This is a genomic window from Curtobacterium sp. BRB10, assembly GCF_031844325.1.
GTDB classification, from domain to species: Bacteria; Actinomycetota; Actinomycetes; order Actinomycetales; family Microbacteriaceae; genus Curtobacterium; species Curtobacterium poinsettiae_A.
This window is the reverse complement of the sequence record NZ_JAUZVA010000001.1, coordinates 759,532-777,575: the sequence shown is the minus strand read 5'-3', so window position 1 is coordinate 777,575 and position 18,044 is coordinate 759,532. Positions and strand designations below refer to the sequence as shown.

Below are 18,044 nucleotides of genomic sequence, written 5' to 3'. Positions count from 1 at the left end.
GTACAACATCCCGGGCGCACAACCGAAGGTCATGTTTCCGAGGAGTTGGTTGCCTGAGCGGGACCCCGTCCGGACTGCATCTCCAGGTCTTCAACCCGGTGATCGTCTCGGCCGTTCCGTTCTCCGCCTCAGCGGCAACGAGTGATTACTTTACGCAGAGGTGAACGGCAGCGCCAAGCCGGGCCACATCCCGGGCGTGTCGCCACCTGGGCCGCGGTTGGGCACTCCCCCGGCAACGACGAACGGCCCGCTCCCCACCTGGGGAACGGGCCGTACGGGAGCGCTGTCAGTGCCGTGCGATGACCGGGTTCTTCAGCGAACCGATGCCGGAGATGGTGACCTCGACGATCTCGCCGTCGCGGATCTGCCCGACACCGGCCGGCGTCCCGGTCAGGATGACGTCGCCGGGCAGGAGGGTCCAGATCGAGGACACGAACTCGACGAGCGACGGGATGTCGTGCACCATCTCGTTCGTCGAGGCCGCCTGCCGGAGGTCGCCGTCGACACGGGTCTCGATGCGGATGTCCGACGGGTCGATCTCGGTCTCGATCACGGGGCCGAGCGGGCAGAACGTGTCGAACCCCTTCGCCCGGGTCCACTGACCGTCGCGCGCCTGCAGGTCTCGGGCGGTCACGTCGTTGGCGATCGTGTAGCCGAGGATGACGCTCGCGAAGTCCTCACGCCGGACGTTCTTCGCGAGCGAGCCGATCACGATGGCGAGTTCGCCCTCGTGGTCGACGCGGCCGATGTCGGCGGGGAGGCGGATGGGTTCGTCCGGACCGATCACCGAGGTGTTCGGCTTGAGGAACACCACCGGGTCGTCGCCGGCACGCTCGTCCATCTCGGAGGCGTGCTCCGAGTAGTTGAGCCCGACGCCGATGACCTTCGACCGCGGGATGACGGGGGCGAGGAGCTTCGCGTCGGCGAGTGCGACGCGCTCCCCGGTCGTCTCGAACCCCTGGTACATCGGGTCTCCCGCGAGCACCACCAGAGCGCGCTCGTCGAGGATGCCGTACCGGGGGTCTTCACCCTTGCTGCTGAACCGTGCGATCTTCACCGTTCGACCCTACCCACGCCTGCCGGTCGATCAGGACGCGTCGGTCAGCTTGGTCATCCACCCGTGCGGGTCGGGACGACGGCCGTACTGGATGTCGGTGAGTTCATCGCGCAGGGACATCGTGAGTTCCCCGGCCCCCACGGTCGGCGAACCGATGGTGAAGCCGTCACCCCGGAGTTCGGCGATCGGGGTCACCACGGCGGCGGTCCCGCACGCGAACGCCTCGGTGATCGAACCGTCGGCAACGCCGTCACGCCACTCGTCGAGGGTCACCCGGCGCTTCTCGACGGTCAGGCCGCGGTCCTCGGCCAACTGCAGGATCGAGTCACGCGTGATCCCTTCGAGGATGGACTCGGAGTCGGGTGTCACGAGGGTGCCGTCGGACTTGACCAGGACGACGTTCATGCCGCCGAGCTCTTCGAGGTACTTGCCCTCCACCGAGTCCAGGAACATCACCTGCTGGCAGCCGTGCTCGTAGGCCTCTTGCTGGGGCAGCAGCGACGACGCGTAGTTGCCGCCGGTCTTCGCCGCACCGGTCCCGCCTTTGCCTGCCCGGGCGTACTGCGTCGACAGCCAGATCGACACCGGCTTCGGGCCCGAGGTGAAGTACGCACCGGCCGGGCTCGCGATGCAGTGGTACGCGACGGCCTGTGCCGCGCGCACCCCGAGGAACGACTCCGTCGCGATCATGAACGGCCGCAGGTACAGGCTGGTCTCGGGCGCCGAGGGCACCCAGTCGACGTCGGTCTGCACGAGCTGCCGGATCGACTCGACGAACGCCTCCACCGGGAGTTCCGGGAGCGCGAGCCGTCGGGCGGACCGCTGGAATCGCCGGGCGTTGGCGTCCGGCCGGAACGACCACACCGAACCGTCCGCGTGCCGGTAGGCCTTGAGCCCCTCGAAGATCTCCTGGGCGTAGTGCAGCACGCTCGCGCTCGGGTCGAGGGACAGCGGCCCGTACGGGTGGATCGACGCACTGTGCCAGCCGTCGTCGAGCGTCCACTCGACCGTCGCCATGTGGTCGGTGAAGTGCTTGCCGAAGCCCGGGTCGGCGAGGATCTGCTCGCGCTCGGCGGCCGCGCGGCGGTCGGCGGACGGGGTGCTGGCGAACTCGAGTCCGAAGGCGGTGTCGGTGCTCATGGGGAGGACTCCTTCTCAGGCGGTGGTGGTGCGTACCGTGGCCGCGGCGGCGATCGCGTCGCCGATCTCGGCCGTGCGACGCGGCGTGGTGCCCCGGTCGGCGAGGTCGGACTCCACCGCAGCCGTGACCGCGGCCGCCAGGTCACCGCGACCGAGGTGGTCGAGCAACAGGGCGACGGAGCGGATCGCGGCGGTGGGGTCGGCCAGCTGCTGACCTGCGATGTCCGGCGCGGAACCGTGGACCGGCTCGAACATGCTGGGGAAGGTGCCGTCCGGGTTGATGTTCCCCGAGGCCGCCAGACCGATGCCGCCGCTGATCGCGCCGGCAAGGTCGGTGATGATGTCGCCGAACAGGTTGTCGGTGACGATGACGTCGAACCGGGCGGGGTCGCGGACCATGTGGATGGTGACCGCGTCCACGTGCTGGTAGTCGACCGTGACGTCCGGGTACTCGGCGCCGACGGCCGCGACGGTGCGCTGCCAGAGGGCTCCGGCGTGTACCAGGACGTTGCTCTTGTGCACGAGGGTCAGGTGCCGACGCGGGCGTCGGTCCGCCAGCGCGAAGGCGTACCGGACGACCCGCTCGACCCCGAAGGCGGTGTTCAAGGAGACCTCGGTCGCGATCTCGTGCGGGGTCCCGGTCCGGATGGCACCGCCGTTGCCGACGTACGGCCCCTCGGTGCCTTCGCGCACGACCACGAAGTCGACTTCGCCGGGGTCGGCGAGCGGCGTCGGAACGGCCGGGTGCACCGTCGTCGGCCGGAGGTTCACGTAGTGGTCGAATGCGAAGCGGAGCTTGAGGAGCAGCCCGCGCTCGATGATGCCGCCGGCGAGCCGCGGGTCACGGGGGTCACCGCCGACCGCTCCGAGCAGGATCGCGTCGTGCTGCGCGATCGCCGCCATGTCGTCGTCGGTCAGGACGTCACCGGTCTCCAGGTACCGTGCGGCACCGAGGGAGAACGGGGTCTCCTGCACCACGAGGTCGTTCGGCAAGACCGCGTGCAGGACCTTCAGGGCCTCGTCGACGACCTCGGGGCCGATGCCGTCACCACGGATGACCGCGAGTCGGATGGTCTGCGCGCTGCTCATGTCCGCCACTCCCTAGAGCGTGATGTCGATCTCGCGGAGCGAGGACGCGTCGATCGCCGAGCGGACGTGCTCGAGGATCTCGGCCGGGACCGGCGAGTCGACGGTCAGGACGCTCAGTGCCTGGCCACCAGCGGCTTCGCGGGAGATCTGCATGGCGGCGATGTTGATGCCGGCCTGGCCGAACTCCTTGCCGTAGACCGCGACGATGCCCGGTCGGTCGGTGTACTCCATCACGACGTGGTGCCGGTCGAGCGGCACCTCGACGTCGTGCCCGTTGATCTCGACGAGCTTCTCGACCTGCTTCGGGCCGGTGAGTGTGCCGGACACGCTGATGGCCGGGCCGTCCGACTGGGCACCGCGGATCGTCAGCACGTTGCGGTACTCGGGGCTGTCGGTCTCGGTGATGAGGCGGACGGTGACCCCGCGCTGCTCAGCGATGAGCGGAGCGTTGACGTACGAGACCTGGTCGCTGACGACGTCGGTGAAGACGCCCTTGAGCGCCGCGAGCTTCAGCACGCTGACGTCGTACTCGGCGAGCTCGCCGTGCACCTCGACGTCGATGCTCGTGACCGGTGAGGTCGCGAGGGCGGTGAAGACCTGGCCGAGCTTCTCGACGAGCGGGATGCCGGGGCGCACGTACGGGTCGATGACCCCGCCGGCGACGTTCACCGCGTCGGGCACGAGTTCGCCGCCGAGGGCGAGACGGACCGACTTGGCGACCGAGACGCCTGCTTTCTCCTGCGCTTCGTCGGTGGAGGCACCGAGGTGCGGCGTCACGACGACGTTCGGGAGCGCCAGGAGCGGCGAGTCCTTCGGGGGCTCGGCGACGAAGACGTCGAGGCCGGCGCCGGCGATGGTGTTCGCCGTGAGTGCCCGGTGCAGGGCGTCCTCGTCGATCAGGCCGCCGCGGGCCACGTTCACGACGAACGCGGTCGGCTTCATCAGGGCGAACTGGGCGTCCGAGATCATGCCGAGGGTCTCCGGCGTCCTCGGCATGTGGATCGTGGTGAAGTCCGCTCGGCGGAGCAGGTCGTCGAGGGAGACGAGCTCGACCCCGAGCTGCTGCGCACGTGCCGTGGTGACGTACGGGTCGTACGCGATGACCGTCACGCCGAAGGCCTGCAGCCGCTGGGTGATGAGCGCGCCGATGCGGCCGAGGCCGATGATGCCGACGGTCTTCTCGTAGAGCTCCACACCGGTGTACGACGAGCGCTTCCACGCACCGGCGGCCAGCGAGGCGTGGGCGGCCGGGATGTGCCGCGCGAGCGACAGGATGTGCCCGACCGTGAGCTCCGCCGCCGAGATGATGTTCGAGGTCGGGGCGTTCACCACCATCACGCCGGCGGTCGTCGCGGCCTTGATGTCGACGTTGTCGAGGCCGACGCCGGCGCGGGCGACGACCTTGAGGCTCGGTGCCGAGGCGATCGCCTCGGCGTCGATCTTGGTGGCGGACCGCACGAGGACGGCGTGCGCGTCGGACAGCGCCGCCAGGAGCGCCGGACGGTCGGTGCCGTCCACGTTCCGGATCTCGAAGTCGGGCCCGAGGGCGTCGACCGTTGCGGGCGAGAGTTCTTCGGCGATCAGGACGACCGGCTTCGACACAGCAGCTGTTTCCTCACTCGAGACGGTTGGTATCCCACCATGCTATCGACGCGGGCCGGTGGTTACGACCGCGGGAGCGGTCCTGTGGAGAACCACACGACGGCAGGAGGCGCGGGGCGGGGCCGCACCGAGCCTCCTGGCCGTGGGCGGGTCGCGTCAGAAGTCCAGCAGCGTCGGGACGAACAGCTGGAGGTCGAGCCAGAGGGCGCCGGCGCCCGCGAACGCGACCACGAACACCGCGATCGTGACGGGCAGGCTCGCGCGCCGGGTGATGACGATCGCCGCGACGAACGCGACCGGCGCGATGAGGATGTCGAGCACGAGCCACAGCCACGGGGTGCTGGTCTGCAGCGAGTCTCCACCCGAGGTCGTCTGGAGGAACGCGTTGAAGGCGTCCACCCGCTGGTTGATCTGCGTCAGGTTGCCGACGGCCTGCACCGTCATGTACGCGAACAGCGCCGCGAACACGACCCAGACCACGATCTTCGCGACCACGGGGGCACTGTTCCGGCGGGTCGTCGCCGGCACTGCCCCGGTCACCCGAAACTCCGCGTCAGGAGGAACGGCCAGGGGAAGAGCACGACGGCGCCGAGGAGCATCCAGAGCAGGCGGGTCCGGGTGCGGCTGCTGCGCGCTGCCCAGAGCACCACCGTGAACCAGAGTGCCGGCGCGAGGATCGCGAGGAAGCGGAGCACCTCGACGAAGAGCGTGAGGACGGTGTCGACGCCGGAGACGTACGCGGTCGAGGCGGTCAGGAGCCAGGCCACCGTGTAGAGCAGGTAGAGGCCACCGAAGACGCCGAACCCGACGAGCGCGCCGGAGGTCTCGGGGGCTTCGGGGTCACGGGCTCCGCGGTCACGCACCGCCACCGGGTTGTGCGCCGCGTCGACGTGGGTGGCGTCGTCCGCGTCACCCCAGCTGAGGGCGGCGTCGTCGGTGTCGACGGCGTTCGGCACGTCCGGGTCGATCGACCCGTCTGGTGGGGATGCTGCCGTGGTCATGCCCCGATTCTACGAGGGACACGACACCGGGGAGACCAGCGGCGGCCGGGAGGTCGACGTCAGACGTCGGCCGGCTGCGTCGCGAGGACCTCGGCGACGACGTCGCGGACGGCCGGGAAGAGCGGGTGGCTCTCCATCAGGCCCGTGAGGATCTCGGTGAGCGCGTGCGCGGTCGCCCCGGAGCGCAGGAGTGCGTGCAGCTCGATCGACTCCGGGTCGTTCTCGTCGTCGAACGCGAGCGCCGCGCGGACAGCACCGAGCAGGTGTTCGACGGGCAGGCCGCGCTCGGCGAGCTGCGACGCCGGCCCGACGAAGCGTTCACGACGGCCGAGCTTGCGGAGCGGGTTGCGGCCGACGCGTGCCGTGGAGTCCGGCAGGTGCGGGTTCGCGATGCGGGAGAGGTTCGCGGCGACGTAGCGCGCGTGGTCCTCGGGATCGAAGCCGTGCTTCGCGACCAGCAGTGCGGTGGTCTCGGCGAGCACCCCGTCGACCTCGGCGCGGACGGCGTCGTCCTCGAGTGCTTCGCGGATGAGCCGGATGCCCCGCACGTAGCCGTGGTAGGCGGCGGTGGCGTGCGCCGTGTTGACCGTGTAGAGCTTGCGCTCGACGAACGGCTGCAGGTCGTCGACCCAGGTGACGCCCTCGATCGTCGGCGGTTCGGCGTCGGAGCCGAGGAACGGGGTGCGCTCGATGACCCACTCGTAGAACGGCTCGAGCACGACGTCGAGGCCGCCGGACTGACCGAGCACACCGGACTGGTCCGGGACGATGCGGTCGATCGCGCAGTTCGCGAAGACGGCGGCGATGTCCCGGTCTTCGAGGATCGGGGCTCGGCGGATGCTGGCGTGCAGGGAGTCGGTCGCGTTGAACGCGTTCTCGCAGGCGACGATCGTGACGTCGCCGCGCTCGAGCGGGCGTGCCGCGAGCCCCTCGGCGATGAGCGGCGCGACGAGCGGGAGCGTGCGGGCGCCCACGGCGGTCGTCACGACGTCGGCCTCGGCGATGGCCTGCACCACACGCTCGCGGTCGGTCTTGCTGCTGAGCGCACGGAACCCGTAGACGAGGTGCTCGACCGGCATCTCGCCGACCTCGTGCACCACGAACCGGCCGGCTTCGTTCAGCGCCGAGACCACGCGTTCGTCGACGTCGACGAAGGTGAGCTCGTAGCCGCTCGCCACGAGGAACTGGCCCACGAACCCGCGCCCGATCTTGCCGGCGCCGATGTGGACCGCTCGCTTCGTCACCGCCATCGAACGATCATCCCATGCTGGTCGGGGCGGTCCTGACCGCGGGTGCGCAGCACGGCCGACGGGTGTCGGGAATCGTCCGCGCGCACGGCGGAGGGACGCCGGTCCGCGGCGTCGGGGCTGGAGAAGGGCTGCTGCATAACGTTCGGGTCACATCGCGAGGCGGCGGTGCAGGTGCACCGCCGCCTCGCAGGTCGAGTGGTTCTCGGAAGACTACCGCGCGGCCGAGCCGTCCACGTAGTCGCCGTCGTTCTGCTTCCACGCGAAGAGCGCGCGGAGCTCACGGCCGGTGGCCTCGATCGGGTGGCCTTCGCCCTTGGCACGGAGCGCCTTGAACTCCGGAGCGCCGGCGTCCTGGTCCTCGATGAAGCGCTTCGCGAAGGCACCGTTCTGGATGTCCGCGAGCACCGCCTTCATGTTCTCCTTGACGTCCGGCGAGATCACGCGGGGGCCGGAGACGTAGTCACCGAACTCGGCGGTGTCGGAGATCGACCAGCGCTGCTTGGTGAGGCCGCCCTCCCAGATGAGGTCGACGATGAGCTTGAGCTCGTGCAGGACCTCGAAGTAGGCGATCTGCGGCTGGTAGCCCGCCTCGACCAGGGTCTCGAAGCCGTACTGGATGAGCTGCGAGGTACCACCGCAGAGGACGGCCTGCTCGCCGAACAGGTCGGTCTCGGTCTCCTCGGTGAAGGTCGTCTTGATGCCGCCGGAGCGGAGGCCACCGATGGCCTTGGAGTACGACCACGCGAGGTCCCACGCGGAACCGGACGCGTCGACCTCGACGGCGACGATCACGGGGACGCCACGGCCGGCCTCGTACTCGCGGCGCACGGTGTGGCCCGGGCCCTTCGGAGCGACGAGCGACACGTCGACGCCCTCGGGCGCCTCGATGTAGCCGAAGCGGATGTTGAAGCCGTGGCCGAAGACGAGCGTCGCGCCCGGCTTGAGGTTCGGGCGGATGTCCTCTGCGTAGACGATGCGCTGGACCTGGTCCGGCGCGAGGATGACGACGACGTCGGCCCAGGCGGTGGCGTCGCCCGGGGTGTGGACCTCGAAGCCCGCCTCTTCGGCCTTCTGCCGGCTCTTCGAGCCCTCCTGCAGGCCGATCTTGACCTCGACACCCGAGTCACGGAGGTTGAGGGCGTGGGCGTGGCCCTGCGAGCCGTAGCCGATGACGGCGACCTTCTTGCCCTGGATGAGCGTCAGGTCGGCGTCGGCGTCGTACACGATGTCAGTCACGAGGGTGTGTCTCCTTGGTTCTGTGGTCGGTGCCGGGCACCGTCGGCGCCCGGGAAGGGTGTGACGGGCGCTCAGCGCACCCGGTCGGTGATGCTCTTCGGTCCGCGGCCCATGCCGAGGAGGCCCGCGCGGGCGAGCTCCTTGACGCCGTAGGGCTCGAGCACGCGGAGGATCGCCTGGATCTTGCCGGGGTCGCCGGTCACCTCGACGATCAGGGAGTCGGTCGCCACGTCGACGACCTGGGCACGGAACAGGTTCACTGCTTCGAGCACCGCCGAGCGCGTCTGGTTGTCGACGCGCACCTTCACGAGCATGTGCTCGCGCTGGACCGACTGCGAGAAGTCCAGTTCGACGATCTTGATGACGTTCACCAGCTTGTTGAGCTGCTTCGTCACCTGTTCCAGCGGGAGGTCCTCGACGTCGACGACGACCGTGATCCGGCTGAGGCCGTCCACCTCGGTGTTGCCGACGGCGAGCGACTCGATGTTGAACCCGCGGCGGGCGAAGAGTCCGGCGACACGGGTCAGCAGACCGGGCTTGTCCTCCACGAGGAGGGAGAGGACGTGGCTCATGCGGTTTCTCCCGTCATGTCGGCGTCCTCGTCGTCCCAGGTGGGGGCGAGTGCCTGGGCGTACTCGATGGAGGAGTTGCTGACGCCCTGCGGGACCATCGGCCAGACCATCGAGTCACGACTCACGACGAAGTCGATCACCACCGGGCGGTCGTTGGTCGCCAGGGCGAGCTCGATCGCGGCGTCGACCTCGTCGGCCTTCTCGACGCGGATGCCGAGGGCACCGTACGCGTCGGCCAGCTTCACGAAGTCCGGCACGCGACGCGAGTCGTGCCCCGTCTCGAGGTCGGTGAAGGAGTGCCGGCCGTCGTAGAACAGCGTCTGCCACTGCCGGACCATGCCGAGCGAGGAGTTGTTGATGATCGCGACCTTGATCGGGATGTCGTTGATGACGCAGGTCGCGAGCTCCTGGTTCGTCATCTGGAAGCAGCCGTCGCCGTCGATCGCCCAGACCACGCGGTCCGGCTGGGCCACCTTCGCGCCCATCGCCGCGGGGACCGAGTAACCCATCGTGCCGGCGCCACCGGAGTTGAGCCAGGCGTTCGGCCGCTCGTACTTGATGAACTGCGCCGACCACATCTGGTGCTGACCGACACCCGAGGCGTACACGGCCTCGGGACCGGAGAGCTCACCGATGCGCTTGATGATGCCCTGCGGTGCCAGGAGCCCGTCGGTCGGCTCGGCGTACCCGAGCGGGAAGTCGGCCTTGAGCTGGTGGAGCTTGGCCCACCACTCGTCGGTCGATGCGCGGTCCTCGACGGCGATGCCGCCCCAGGCGTCGAGCAGGTCGACCAGGACCTCGCGGGCGTCACCGACGATCGGGACGTCGGCGAACCGGATCTTCGAGATCTCGGCCGGGTCGATGTCGACGTGCACGACCTTGGCGTCCGGCGCGAACTCGTCGGCCTTGCCGGTCACGCGGTCGTCGAAGCGGGCCCCGAGGGCGACGATCAGGTCGCTCTCCTGCAGGCCGAGTACCGCGGGCACGGTGCCGTGCATCCCGGGCATGCCGAGGTGCTGCGGGTGCGAGTCCGGGAACGCGCCGCGCGCCATCAGGGTCGTGACGACCGGCGCCCCGGTCGCCTCGGCGAAGCGGAGCAGCTCGGCGGTCGCGCGGGAGCGGACGACCCCGCCGCCGACGTAGAGCACCGGTCGCTCCGACTCGGACAGCAGCTGCGCGGCCGCGGTGATCTGCTTGCCGTGCGCCTTGGTCACCGGGCGGTAGCCGGGCAGGTCGATCTTGGGCGGCCACACGTACGGCGCCGACTTCTGCTGGGCGTCCTTCGTGATGTCCACCAGCACGGGGCCGGGCCGACCGGTCGTCGCGATGAGGTGCGCCGCGGCGAGGGTCGCCGGCACGTCGGCCGGGTCGGTCACCAGGAACGAGTGCTTCGTGATGGGCATCGTGATGCCGACGATGTCGGCTTCCTGGAACGCATCGGTGCCCATCAGCGTCGAGAACACCTGACCGGTGATCGCGATGAACGGCACCGAGTCCATGTAGGCGTCGGCGATGGCCGTGACGAGGTTCGTCGCGCCGGGGCCGGACGTCGCGATGGCGACCCCGACCTTGCCGGACGACGAGGCGTAGCCCTCGGCGGCGTGGCCGGCGCCCTGCTCGTGACGGACGAGGATGTGGCGGATCGTGGTCGACGCCATCAGCTCGTCGTAGAACGGGATGATCGCGCCGCCCGGCAGGCCGAAGACGTCGGTGATCCCGAGGTGCTCGAGCGTCCGGAGGACGGCTCCCGAGCCGGTCAGGATCTCCGGCGACCGGCGTGCACCGGCGGCCGCGGACAACGGAGTTGCTTCCGTGGGCATGAGTGGTCCTTGCCTGAGTGGTGGCGGTGGTGCGGGTGTCGGACGCTAGCCCGTGACCGCGCCCTGGGCGGCGGACTTGACGAGCTTGGCGTACTTCGCGAGGACTCCGCGGGTGTAGCGCGGGGGCAGCGGGGCCCAGCCGTCACGGCGGGCCTCCAGCTCGGCCGGGTCGACCAGTAGGTCGAGCGAGCGAGCCGCGATGTCGACACGGATGCGGTCGCCATCACGAACGAAAGCGACTGGACCTGCGTCCACTGCTTCCGGTGCGATGTGGCCGATGCACAGGCCGGTTGTGCCGCCTGAGAATCGACCGTCGGTCAAGAGTAGTACATCCTTGCCGAGGCCCGCGCCCTTGATGGCCGCGGTGATGGCGAGCATCTCGCGCATCCCCGGACCGCCCTTCGGTCCCTCGTAGCGGATGACGACGACGTCGCCCTTCTCGATCTTGCCCTCGGTCAGGGCGTCCATCGCGGCACGTTCGCGGTCGAACACCCGGGCGGGGCCCTCGAAGACGGAGGCGTCGAAGCCCGCGGTCTTCACCACGGCGCCCTCGGGGGCGAAGGAGCCCTGGAGGACGGTGAGGCCGCCGGTCTCGTGGATCGGGTTGTCGAGCGTGCGGAAGACCTCACCATCGAGCGCCGGCGGGTCGATCTCGGCCAGGTTCTCGGCGACGGTCTTGCCCGTCACGGTCATGCACTCGCCGTGCAGCAGGCCCGCGTCGAGCAGCGCCTTCATGATCACGGGGATGCCGCCGTTGCGGTCGACGTCGACCATGACGTACTTGCCGAAGGGCTTCATGTCGGCAAGGTGCGGGACCTTGGAGCCGATGCGGTTGAAGTCGTCCAGCGACAGCTCGACCTCGGCCTCGTAGGCGATGGCGAGCAGGTGCAGGATGACGTTGGTCGAGCCGCCCAGGGCCATCGCGACGGCGATCGCGTTCTCGAAGGCTTCCTTGGTGAGGATCTGCCGCGCGGTGATGCCGTGCTCGAGCATGTTCACCACGGCCTCGCCGGAGCGGTGCGCGTAGTAGTCACGGCGGCGGTCGGCGCTCGGCGGGGCCGCGGAGCCCGGGAGCGACATGCCGAGGGCCTCGGCGACGGAGGCCATCGTGTTCGCCGTGTACATGCCACCGCAGGCGCCCTCGCCCGGGACGATGGCGCACTCGATCTTCTTGAGCTCTTCCTCGCTCATGGTGCCGGCCTTGCAGGCGCCGACGCCCTCGAAGGAGTCGATGATCGTGACTTCCTTCATCGTGCCGTCGGCCTGCTTCACGTAGCCCGGCATGACCGAACCCGCGTAGAGGAACACGCTCGCCAGGTCGAGGCGCGCGGCGGCCATCAGCATGCCGGGGAGCGACTTGTCGCAGCCGGCGAGCAGGACGGTGCCGTCGAGGCGCTCGGCGTTGACGACGGTCTCGACGCTGTCCGCGATGACCTCACGCGAGACGAGGGAGAAGTGCATGCCCTCGTGGCCCATCGAGATGCCGTCCGAGACGGAGATGGTGCCGAACTGCAGCGGGTAGCCGCCACCGGAGTGCACGCCCTCCTTCGCACCCTGTGCGAGGCGGTCGAGCGACAGGTTGCACGGCGTGATCTCGTTCCACGAGGACGCGATGCCGATCTGCGGCTTGCTCCAGTCCTCGTCTCCCATACCGACGGCCCGCAGCATGCCACGCGAGGTGGTTGCTTCGATCCCGTCGGTGACGACCCGGCTGCGCGGCTTGACGTCGATATCAGGCATGGGATGAGTCTAGGACGCTTTGGGATACCAGCTGTGCACCCCCGTGCATTCTCATGCTCCGGGCCCGCGATCAGCGCGTCGCGCGGAGCCTCGCCAGCTGCTTGAGCACCCCGGTCAGGGCCGCCGGGTCGGCGATGCGGTAGCCGGCACGGGTCTCCCCGGGTCCGACCTTCACCCCGACGTCGCCGTCGCCGAGCACGCGGAACGCGTCCTCGTCGGTGACGTCGTCGCCGGCGAAGAACACCGCGTCGGCACCGTGCAGCTCGCGGAGCCGGGCGATCGCGTCGCCCTTCGTGACGTGGCGGACCGCGAACTCGACGATGTCCTTGCCACCGCGCTCGAGCACCTCCGGGTCGGCCTCGTGCGCAGCACGGCTCGCCGCCGCGTTCGCCTCGGCTGCGACCTCGGCGGAGACGCGGCGCGTGTGCACCCCGTGCCCGGCGGGCTTGTGCTCGATGACGACGCCCGGGAACCGTTCGCCGACCGCGTCGAGCGCAGCGCCGATCCGTGCCACACGACCGACCTCGTCATCGGACAGCGCGGCCTCGTCGTGGCCGTCCACGCGCCACTCGACACCGTGCGAGCCGACGAGCGCCATGTCCTCGGGTGCGTGGGTGACCGCGGCGAGGCTGCCGAGGGGACGCCCGGACACGAGCACCACCTCGGTGTCCTTCGCACGGTGCAGGGTCAGGACCGCGGCCCACGAGCCCGGCAACGCGCCGACCTGCGAGGGGTCGTCGGCGAAGGGGGCCAACGTGCCGTCGAAGTCGAGGGCGACGATCAGTCGCGGCGAAGCCGCGAGCGTCTCGAGGGCCGCGTCGATGGCGGTCTGGTCGGTGGTGGTCTCAGTCATCACGTGCCTCCCGGGTGTCCTCGGCAGCACGCGCGGACTGGGCGTCCTGGTCGAAGATCGACATGTTGTCGGTCTGTGCCTCGCGGTGCTGCTCGCGCGGGTCGGCGGCGGACGGGTCGATCTGGGCGTTCCGCGGTGCGTGGCGGTCGAGCGCCTCGAGGAACGAGCGCGACCAGCGGGCCACGTCGTTGTCGCGGACCCGCTTGCGGAGCGCGCGCATGCGCGTCGACCGCTCGCGACGCGGCATCTGGATCGCGCGCTCGATCGAGTCCTTGAGCGCGCCGATGTCGTGCGGGTTGACGATCACAGCCTGCTTGAGCTCGTCGGCGGCACCGGCGAACTCGGACAGGATGAGCACCCCGTCGTTGTCGAAGCGGGCGGCGACGTACTCCTTCGCGACGAGGTTCATGCCGTCGCGCAGTGCGGTGACGAGCATGATGTCGGCGGCCAGGTAGAGCGCCACCATCTCCTCGCGCGGGTAGCCGTGGTGCAGGTACGAGATCGGCTGGTGGCCGATGACTCCGAGGTCGCCGTTGATGCGGCCGACGCTCAGCTCGATCTCGTCACGGAGCGCCGCGTACGAGTCGACACGCTCCCGACTCGGGCTCGCGACCTGGATGAGGGTGGCGTCCTCGACCGCGATGCGGCCGTCCTCCACCAGCTCGCCGAAGGCCTTGATGCGGTGGCGGATGCCCTTGGTGTAGTCGAGCCGGTCGACGCCGAGCAGCACCGTCTTCGGGTTGCCCAGGCTCTCGCGGATCTCGCGCGCACGCTCCTGCACCTCGGGCTTGCGGGCGATCGCCTCGAAGCTCTCGGCGTCGATGGAGATCGGGAAGTGCCGCGCCTCGACGTGGCGGACCGTGATGCCCTTGCGGCTGCGCGGGGCTGCCGGGTCGTCCACCGGGACGTCGATCGTGGTGCCCTTGGTCGTGTAGCCCTTGATGTGCCGGACCGCGCGCAGGAAGTCGCTGGCGTCGTCGTGGCGCTGGAAGCCGATGACGTCGGCGCCGAGCAGCCCGTCGAGGATCTGCGCACGCCACGGCAGCTGTGCGTAGATGCCGACCGGTGGGAACGGGATGTGGTTGAAGAAGCCGATCGTCAGGTCGGGGCGCTTCGCGCGGAGCAGGGCCGGCACGAGCTGCAGCTGGTAATCCTGCACCCACACGATGCCGTCCTGCTCGACGATCTCGGCGATCTGCGCGGCGAAGCGTTCGTTGACCCGCTTGTACGCGTTCCACCAGTCGCGGTGGTAGCTCGGGTGCTCGATGACGTCGTGGTAGAGCGGCCAGAGCGTGTCGTTGCTGAAGCCCTCGTAGTACTCCTCGACGTCGTCGTCGGAGAGCGGGACGGGGACGATGTGGATGCCCTCGTTGTCGAACGGTGCGACCTCGACCTCGGCCTGCCCCACCCAGCCGACCCAGGCTCCGTCGTTCGCGCGCATCACGGGTTCGAGGGCGGTGACGAGGCCGCCCGGCGAGTGCCGCCAGCCCTCGTTGCCGTCCTGGTCGACGACGCGGTCCACCGGGAGGCGGTTGGAGGCGACGACGAACGAGTAGCGGGTCTGTTCGGTGCGGTCTGCAGGCATGGGGTGGTGTGATCTCCGTTCCGCCCGGCCGGGGCCGGGTGCGTCGGGTGCGTCGGTGCGTCGGGTGCGACGGCTGGCGTGGTGCGACGGCTGGCGTCGTGCGACGACCGGCGTGGTGCGCCGGGCGCGCTGCCGAAGTTACCAGCGTGGGGACAGCGCATTCACGGCGGATCGGCGGTTCCGCTACGCTGCAGGCACGTGTCGGGGGGACACGGGTGCTGGAGTGCGGCGCCGGCCTCCCGGTCGGAGAGGACCCCCAGCCGTGAGCGAGAACCCGCCCAACCAGCCCGTCCCGCCGTCGCAGCCCGGTCCCGGCCAGCCCGGTTCCGGCCAGCCCGGTCCCGGCCAGTACGTTCCCGGCCAGCCCGCCGGGAACGGCCAGCCCGCCTGGCAGCAGCAGCCTGGAGGCCCGCAGCAGTGGTCGGGTCAGCCCGCCCCTGCCGCGCAGCCGTCCGATGCGTTCGGCCGCTTCCTGCGCTCCGTTTCCGGTCGCGACTGGCTGGCGGCCGTGCTCGCCGCCGTCGGCGGCTGGGTCGCGGCGTACGTCGTCGCCGGACTCTCACTGCTCATCACCGTGGGCCTGCTCGCATCCGGCGGCAGCGGTTCGGCCGCTCCGTCCACCGGGTCCGGCACCGACCTCGGCGCGGGCTCGGCCCCCGACGTGGAGTCCCTGCTCTCCGGCGTGAGCGTCCTGCTCGGTGCGCCGGCGCAGCTCGTGGCCCTCGCCGACCTCGGCCGTCTGCACCTGTCCGGGTCGATCGGGTTCCTCGGTTCCGGTTCGGGCTCGCTCGCCGTGGTACCCGCACTGGTGCTCACCGCGCAGGTCGTCCTGGCCGTCGTGCTCACCCGCCGGATCCGCACGCGAGGCCTCGGTCGCACGCAGGTGCTCGTCACCGCGGTGGTCTCCGGCCTCGTGACCACCGTGCTCACGAACGTCGCGGCCGCCCTGTTCGCGATCCGGTTCCCGTCGGTGTCCGGCGCGGTCATCGAGCCGGTGCACGCCGTCGGTGTCGGGAGCATCCTCGGCGCGTTCGTCATCGGTGCCCTGGCCGCGCTCCTCGCCCGGCCCTCCGTGCTCGCTGGTGGCAACGTCTTCGCCGCCCGCCTGCTCGGCACACTGCGTGTCGCCGCGTCGCAGCTCACGGTCCTCGTCGTGCTGGTCGCCCTCGTCGTCCTCGTCGTCGCCGTCATCGCCCAGCCCTCTTCCGGCTCCGCGTTGCCGCTGCTGCTCGGCAACGTCGCGGTCGGGCTGACCGCGCTCGGGTTCTTCGGTGGGGTGGGGACCTCCGGCTTCGGGTCCGCCAGCGACAGCGCTTCGGTGTTCGGCGGGGCCGGCGGCTGGACCTGGCTGGTCGTGCTGTTCGTCGTCGTCACCTCGGTCGCGGCCGGGCTCGCACTCGCCGTCCGCCGCAACGACCGGATCCGCACCACCCTCGACTGGGTCGTCACCCCGCTGGTGTGGTTCGCACTCGGTCTGCTGTTCTTCGTCCTCGGCACCGGCGTCGCCTCGTACCAGGTGAGCAGCACGAGCTCCGTGGACGCATCGGGGTCGATCGGCGTCGCGCCGTGGACGCCGATCGTCTTCGCCCTGTGGGGCGGCGTGATCGAGGTCGTCGCCCGGTACCTCGCTCCGGTGCTCCTGCCCCGCCTCGGTGGTGCCGCGGTGCTGCGGACGTCGCGTCTGGTCGGGGCGGACCCCCGCCCCGTCGTGCCGCAGGCGTTCCCGGCCGGGCCCGTCGCCGGCCAGGGTGCTCCCGTCGCGCCCACCGCGACCGTCGACCCGGCCGCTCCCGTCGCGCCCGACGCGCCTGTCGCCGCGGACGCGCCGGCTGCCGCCGCGTGGAACACTCCCCCGGTCGCTGACCAGCACGCGTCGTACCCGCCGGCCGGGCCTGCCCAGGAGCCCGCGTACGGCGTGCAGTCGAACTCCGGCGCGCAGCCGTCGTACGGGTCGCAGCCGCCCTACGGCACGCAGCCCCCGTACGGCGCACAACCCGCCTACGGGTCGCAGCCGTTCATCGGCGGTGGTGCCCCGGCTCCGGCACCGATGTCCCCGCGGTCCAAGAAGATCCTGGTCCGTTCGCTCATCGCCGGTGGCGCCGTGATCGTGGTCGTCATCGCCGGCGCGGTCACGACGAGCGTCCTCCGCGCCAACGTGTGGGGTCCGGCCCCGACCGTCAAGTCCTACGTGCAGGCCATCGCCAGCGGTGACGCCGACACCGCCGCCGACCTGAGCGAGGTCCCCGACGACGCCGCGATGCTCGGCTCGAAGGTGCTCGGGAGCGCGAAGGACCGCCCGTCGGACATCCGCGTCGGCCGGGTCGCCCGGACCGGTGACACCGCGATCGCCACCCTGAGCTACACGCAGGACGGCAAGAACCGCTCCGGCCAGGTGTCGTTGCGGCGCACGGGCACCTCGTTCCTGGTGAAGGACGAGTGGCGTGTCACGCAGCCCCTCGCCCAGCAGGTCACCCTGACGGCCTCCGACGTGCTCGAGGGTGCACCCGTGACCGTCGGCGGCAAGGAGATCGGGAAGATCAGCGAGGGCACGTTCACGTCCCTCGCCTACCCCGGCACCTACCAGGTCTCGGTCGGCGGTTCGAAGTACTTCACCGGCGGCACCGAGAAGGTCTCCGTGGGCGCGGCCACGTCGGGCTACGTCGACTTCGCGCCGAAGGCGACCAAGGCACTCGAGCAGGACGCCGAGCAGTACGTGACCGACCTGATCGACGACTGCGCCGAGAAGACCGAGCTCCGGGCACTGAGCGGTTGCCCCTGGTACGGGCCCTACGACGCCGACGGCGGCGTGCAGTACGACGTCACGTCGATGCCCGAGCTGGAGGTCGAGGCGTCCCGCGCCGGCACCGTGATGGTGACGAGCACGAAGGACGGGAGCGTCTCGTACAGCTACACCTCGTACCTCGGTGACAAGAAACGCGGCGAGGACTCGTTCGATGTGAACCAGTACCTGAAGGTGGAGGACGGCAAGCTCGTCTCCGCCTACTGAGCAGGAGCCGGCTGAGCAGGAGCCGGCTGAGCGGCTCCGCAGCACCACGACGGCCGACCCGGGATATCCCGGGTCGGCCGTCTCAGTAGGCT

At 70.3% G+C, this 18,044-nt stretch carries 14 protein-coding genes; 1 reads left to right on the top strand and 13 read right to left on the bottom strand.

Translation table 11 applies throughout. From position 1 onward, the window contains the following. Positions 1–286: 286 nt before the first annotated feature. The 13 genes from Q9R26_RS03805 to otsA all read right to left on the bottom strand — a co-directional run bounded on the left by Q9R26_RS03805 (position 287) and on the right by otsA (position 14,945). Positions 287–1,057, bottom strand: a complete 771-nt coding sequence (locus Q9R26_RS03805) for a fumarylacetoacetate hydrolase family protein (protein WP_027466538.1) — start codon at positions 1,055–1,057, stop codon at positions 287–289. A gap of 30 nt (positions 1,058–1,087) precedes the next feature. Beyond that, positions 1,088–2,197: a branched-chain amino acid aminotransferase gene (locus Q9R26_RS03800; RefSeq protein ID WP_163342593.1), complete on the bottom strand. Its 1,110-nt coding sequence runs from the start codon at positions 2,195–2,197 to the stop codon at positions 1,088–1,090. 15 nt (positions 2,198–2,212) lie between these two features. Further along, positions 2,213–3,286 (bottom strand): 3-isopropylmalate dehydrogenase, encoded by a 1,074-nt coding sequence (locus Q9R26_RS03795; RefSeq protein WP_311226567.1) that lies wholly within the window; start codon positions 3,284–3,286, stop codon positions 2,213–2,215. 12 nt (positions 3,287–3,298) lie between these two features. Continuing rightward, on the bottom strand, positions 3,299–4,888 hold the full coding sequence (gene serA / locus Q9R26_RS03790) for a phosphoglycerate dehydrogenase (RefSeq protein ID WP_182065917.1): 1,590 nt from the start codon (positions 4,886–4,888) through the stop codon (positions 3,299–3,301). Positions 4,889–5,044: 156 nt separating this feature from the next. After that, positions 5,045–5,383 (bottom strand): hypothetical protein, encoded by a 339-nt coding sequence (locus Q9R26_RS03785; RefSeq protein ID WP_027466534.1) that lies wholly within the window; start codon positions 5,381–5,383, stop codon positions 5,045–5,047. A 41-nt stretch (positions 5,384–5,424) separates the two neighbouring features. Beyond that, a complete protein-coding gene (locus Q9R26_RS03780; RefSeq protein ID WP_027466533.1) occupies positions 5,425–5,889 on the bottom strand; it encodes a hypothetical protein in 465 nt (154 codons plus the stop codon). 59 nt (positions 5,890–5,948) lie between these two features. Further along, positions 5,949–7,139, bottom strand: coding sequence for a mannitol-1-phosphate 5-dehydrogenase (locus Q9R26_RS03775; protein ID WP_311226566.1), 1,191 nt, complete (start codon positions 7,137–7,139; stop codon positions 5,949–5,951). A gap of 210 nt (positions 7,140–7,349) precedes the next feature. Continuing rightward, positions 7,350–8,375 carry a ketol-acid reductoisomerase gene (gene ilvC, locus Q9R26_RS03770; RefSeq protein ID WP_027466530.1) on the bottom strand — a complete coding sequence of 342 codons (1,026 nt, stop codon included), beginning with the start codon at positions 8,373–8,375 and terminating at the stop codon, positions 7,350–7,352. 71 nt (positions 8,376–8,446) lie between these two features. Further along, positions 8,447–8,947 (bottom strand): acetolactate synthase small subunit, encoded by a 501-nt coding sequence (gene ilvN / locus Q9R26_RS03765; protein ID WP_017888842.1) that lies wholly within the window; start codon positions 8,945–8,947, stop codon positions 8,447–8,449. Continuing rightward, the gene (locus Q9R26_RS03760; protein ID WP_182065921.1) at positions 8,944–10,767 is read right to left on the bottom strand and encodes an acetolactate synthase large subunit; all 1,824 of its coding nucleotides are present in this window, start codon (positions 10,765–10,767) and stop codon (positions 8,944–8,946) included. Before Q9R26_RS03760 ends, ilvN begins: the two co-directional genes overlap by 4 nt. A gap of 45 nt (positions 10,768–10,812) precedes the next feature. Beyond that, positions 10,813–12,507, bottom strand: coding sequence for a dihydroxy-acid dehydratase (gene ilvD, locus Q9R26_RS03755; RefSeq protein ID WP_071246395.1), 1,695 nt, complete (start codon positions 12,505–12,507; stop codon positions 10,813–10,815). A 70-nt stretch (positions 12,508–12,577) separates the two neighbouring features. Then, a complete protein-coding gene (otsB, locus tag Q9R26_RS03750) occupies positions 12,578–13,360 on the bottom strand; it encodes a trehalose-phosphatase (protein WP_209135191.1) in 783 nt (260 codons plus the stop codon). After that, entirely contained in the window at positions 13,353–14,945 is a 1,593-nt protein-coding gene (gene otsA / locus Q9R26_RS03745; protein ID WP_071405817.1) for an alpha,alpha-trehalose-phosphate synthase (UDP-forming), read from the bottom strand. Before otsA ends, otsB begins: the two co-directional genes overlap by 8 nt. A 262-nt stretch (positions 14,946–15,207) precedes the next feature. Between otsA and Q9R26_RS03740 the strand changes: the two genes are divergently transcribed. After that, positions 15,208–17,952: a hypothetical protein gene (locus Q9R26_RS03740; RefSeq protein WP_311226565.1), complete on the top strand. Its 2,745-nt coding sequence runs from the start codon at positions 15,208–15,210 to the stop codon at positions 17,950–17,952. Positions 17,953–18,044 lie beyond the last annotated feature (92 nt).

Coding starts and splice junctions, on each gene's coding strand:
- ilvD (WP_071246395.1), bottom strand. CDS start 12,507: ATGCCTGATATCGACGTCAAGCCGCGCAGCCGGGTCGTCACCGACGGG.
- Q9R26_RS03795 (WP_311226567.1), bottom strand. CDS start 3,286: ATGAGCAGCGCGCAGACCATCCGACTCGCGGTCATCCGTGGTGACGGC.
- otsB (WP_209135191.1), bottom strand. CDS start 13,360: ATGACTGAGACCACCACCGACCAGACCGCCATCGACGCGGCCCTCGAG.
- Q9R26_RS03800 (WP_163342593.1), bottom strand. CDS start 2,197: ATGAGCACCGACACCGCCTTCGGACTCGAGTTCGCCAGCACCCCGTCC.
- ilvN (WP_017888842.1), bottom strand. CDS start 8,947: ATGAGCCACGTCCTCTCCCTCCTCGTGGAGGACAAGCCCGGTCTGCTG.
- Q9R26_RS03780 (WP_027466533.1), bottom strand. CDS start 5,889: ATGACCACGGCAGCATCCCCACCAGACGGGTCGATCGACCCGGACGTG.
- Q9R26_RS03775 (WP_311226566.1), bottom strand. CDS start 7,139: ATGGCGGTGACGAAGCGAGCGGTCCACATCGGCGCCGGCAAGATCGGG.
- Q9R26_RS03760 (WP_182065921.1), bottom strand. CDS start 10,767: ATGCCCACGGAAGCAACTCCGTTGTCCGCGGCCGCCGGTGCACGCCGG.
- otsA (WP_071405817.1), bottom strand. CDS start 14,945: ATGCCTGCAGACCGCACCGAACAGACCCGCTACTCGTTCGTCGTCGCC.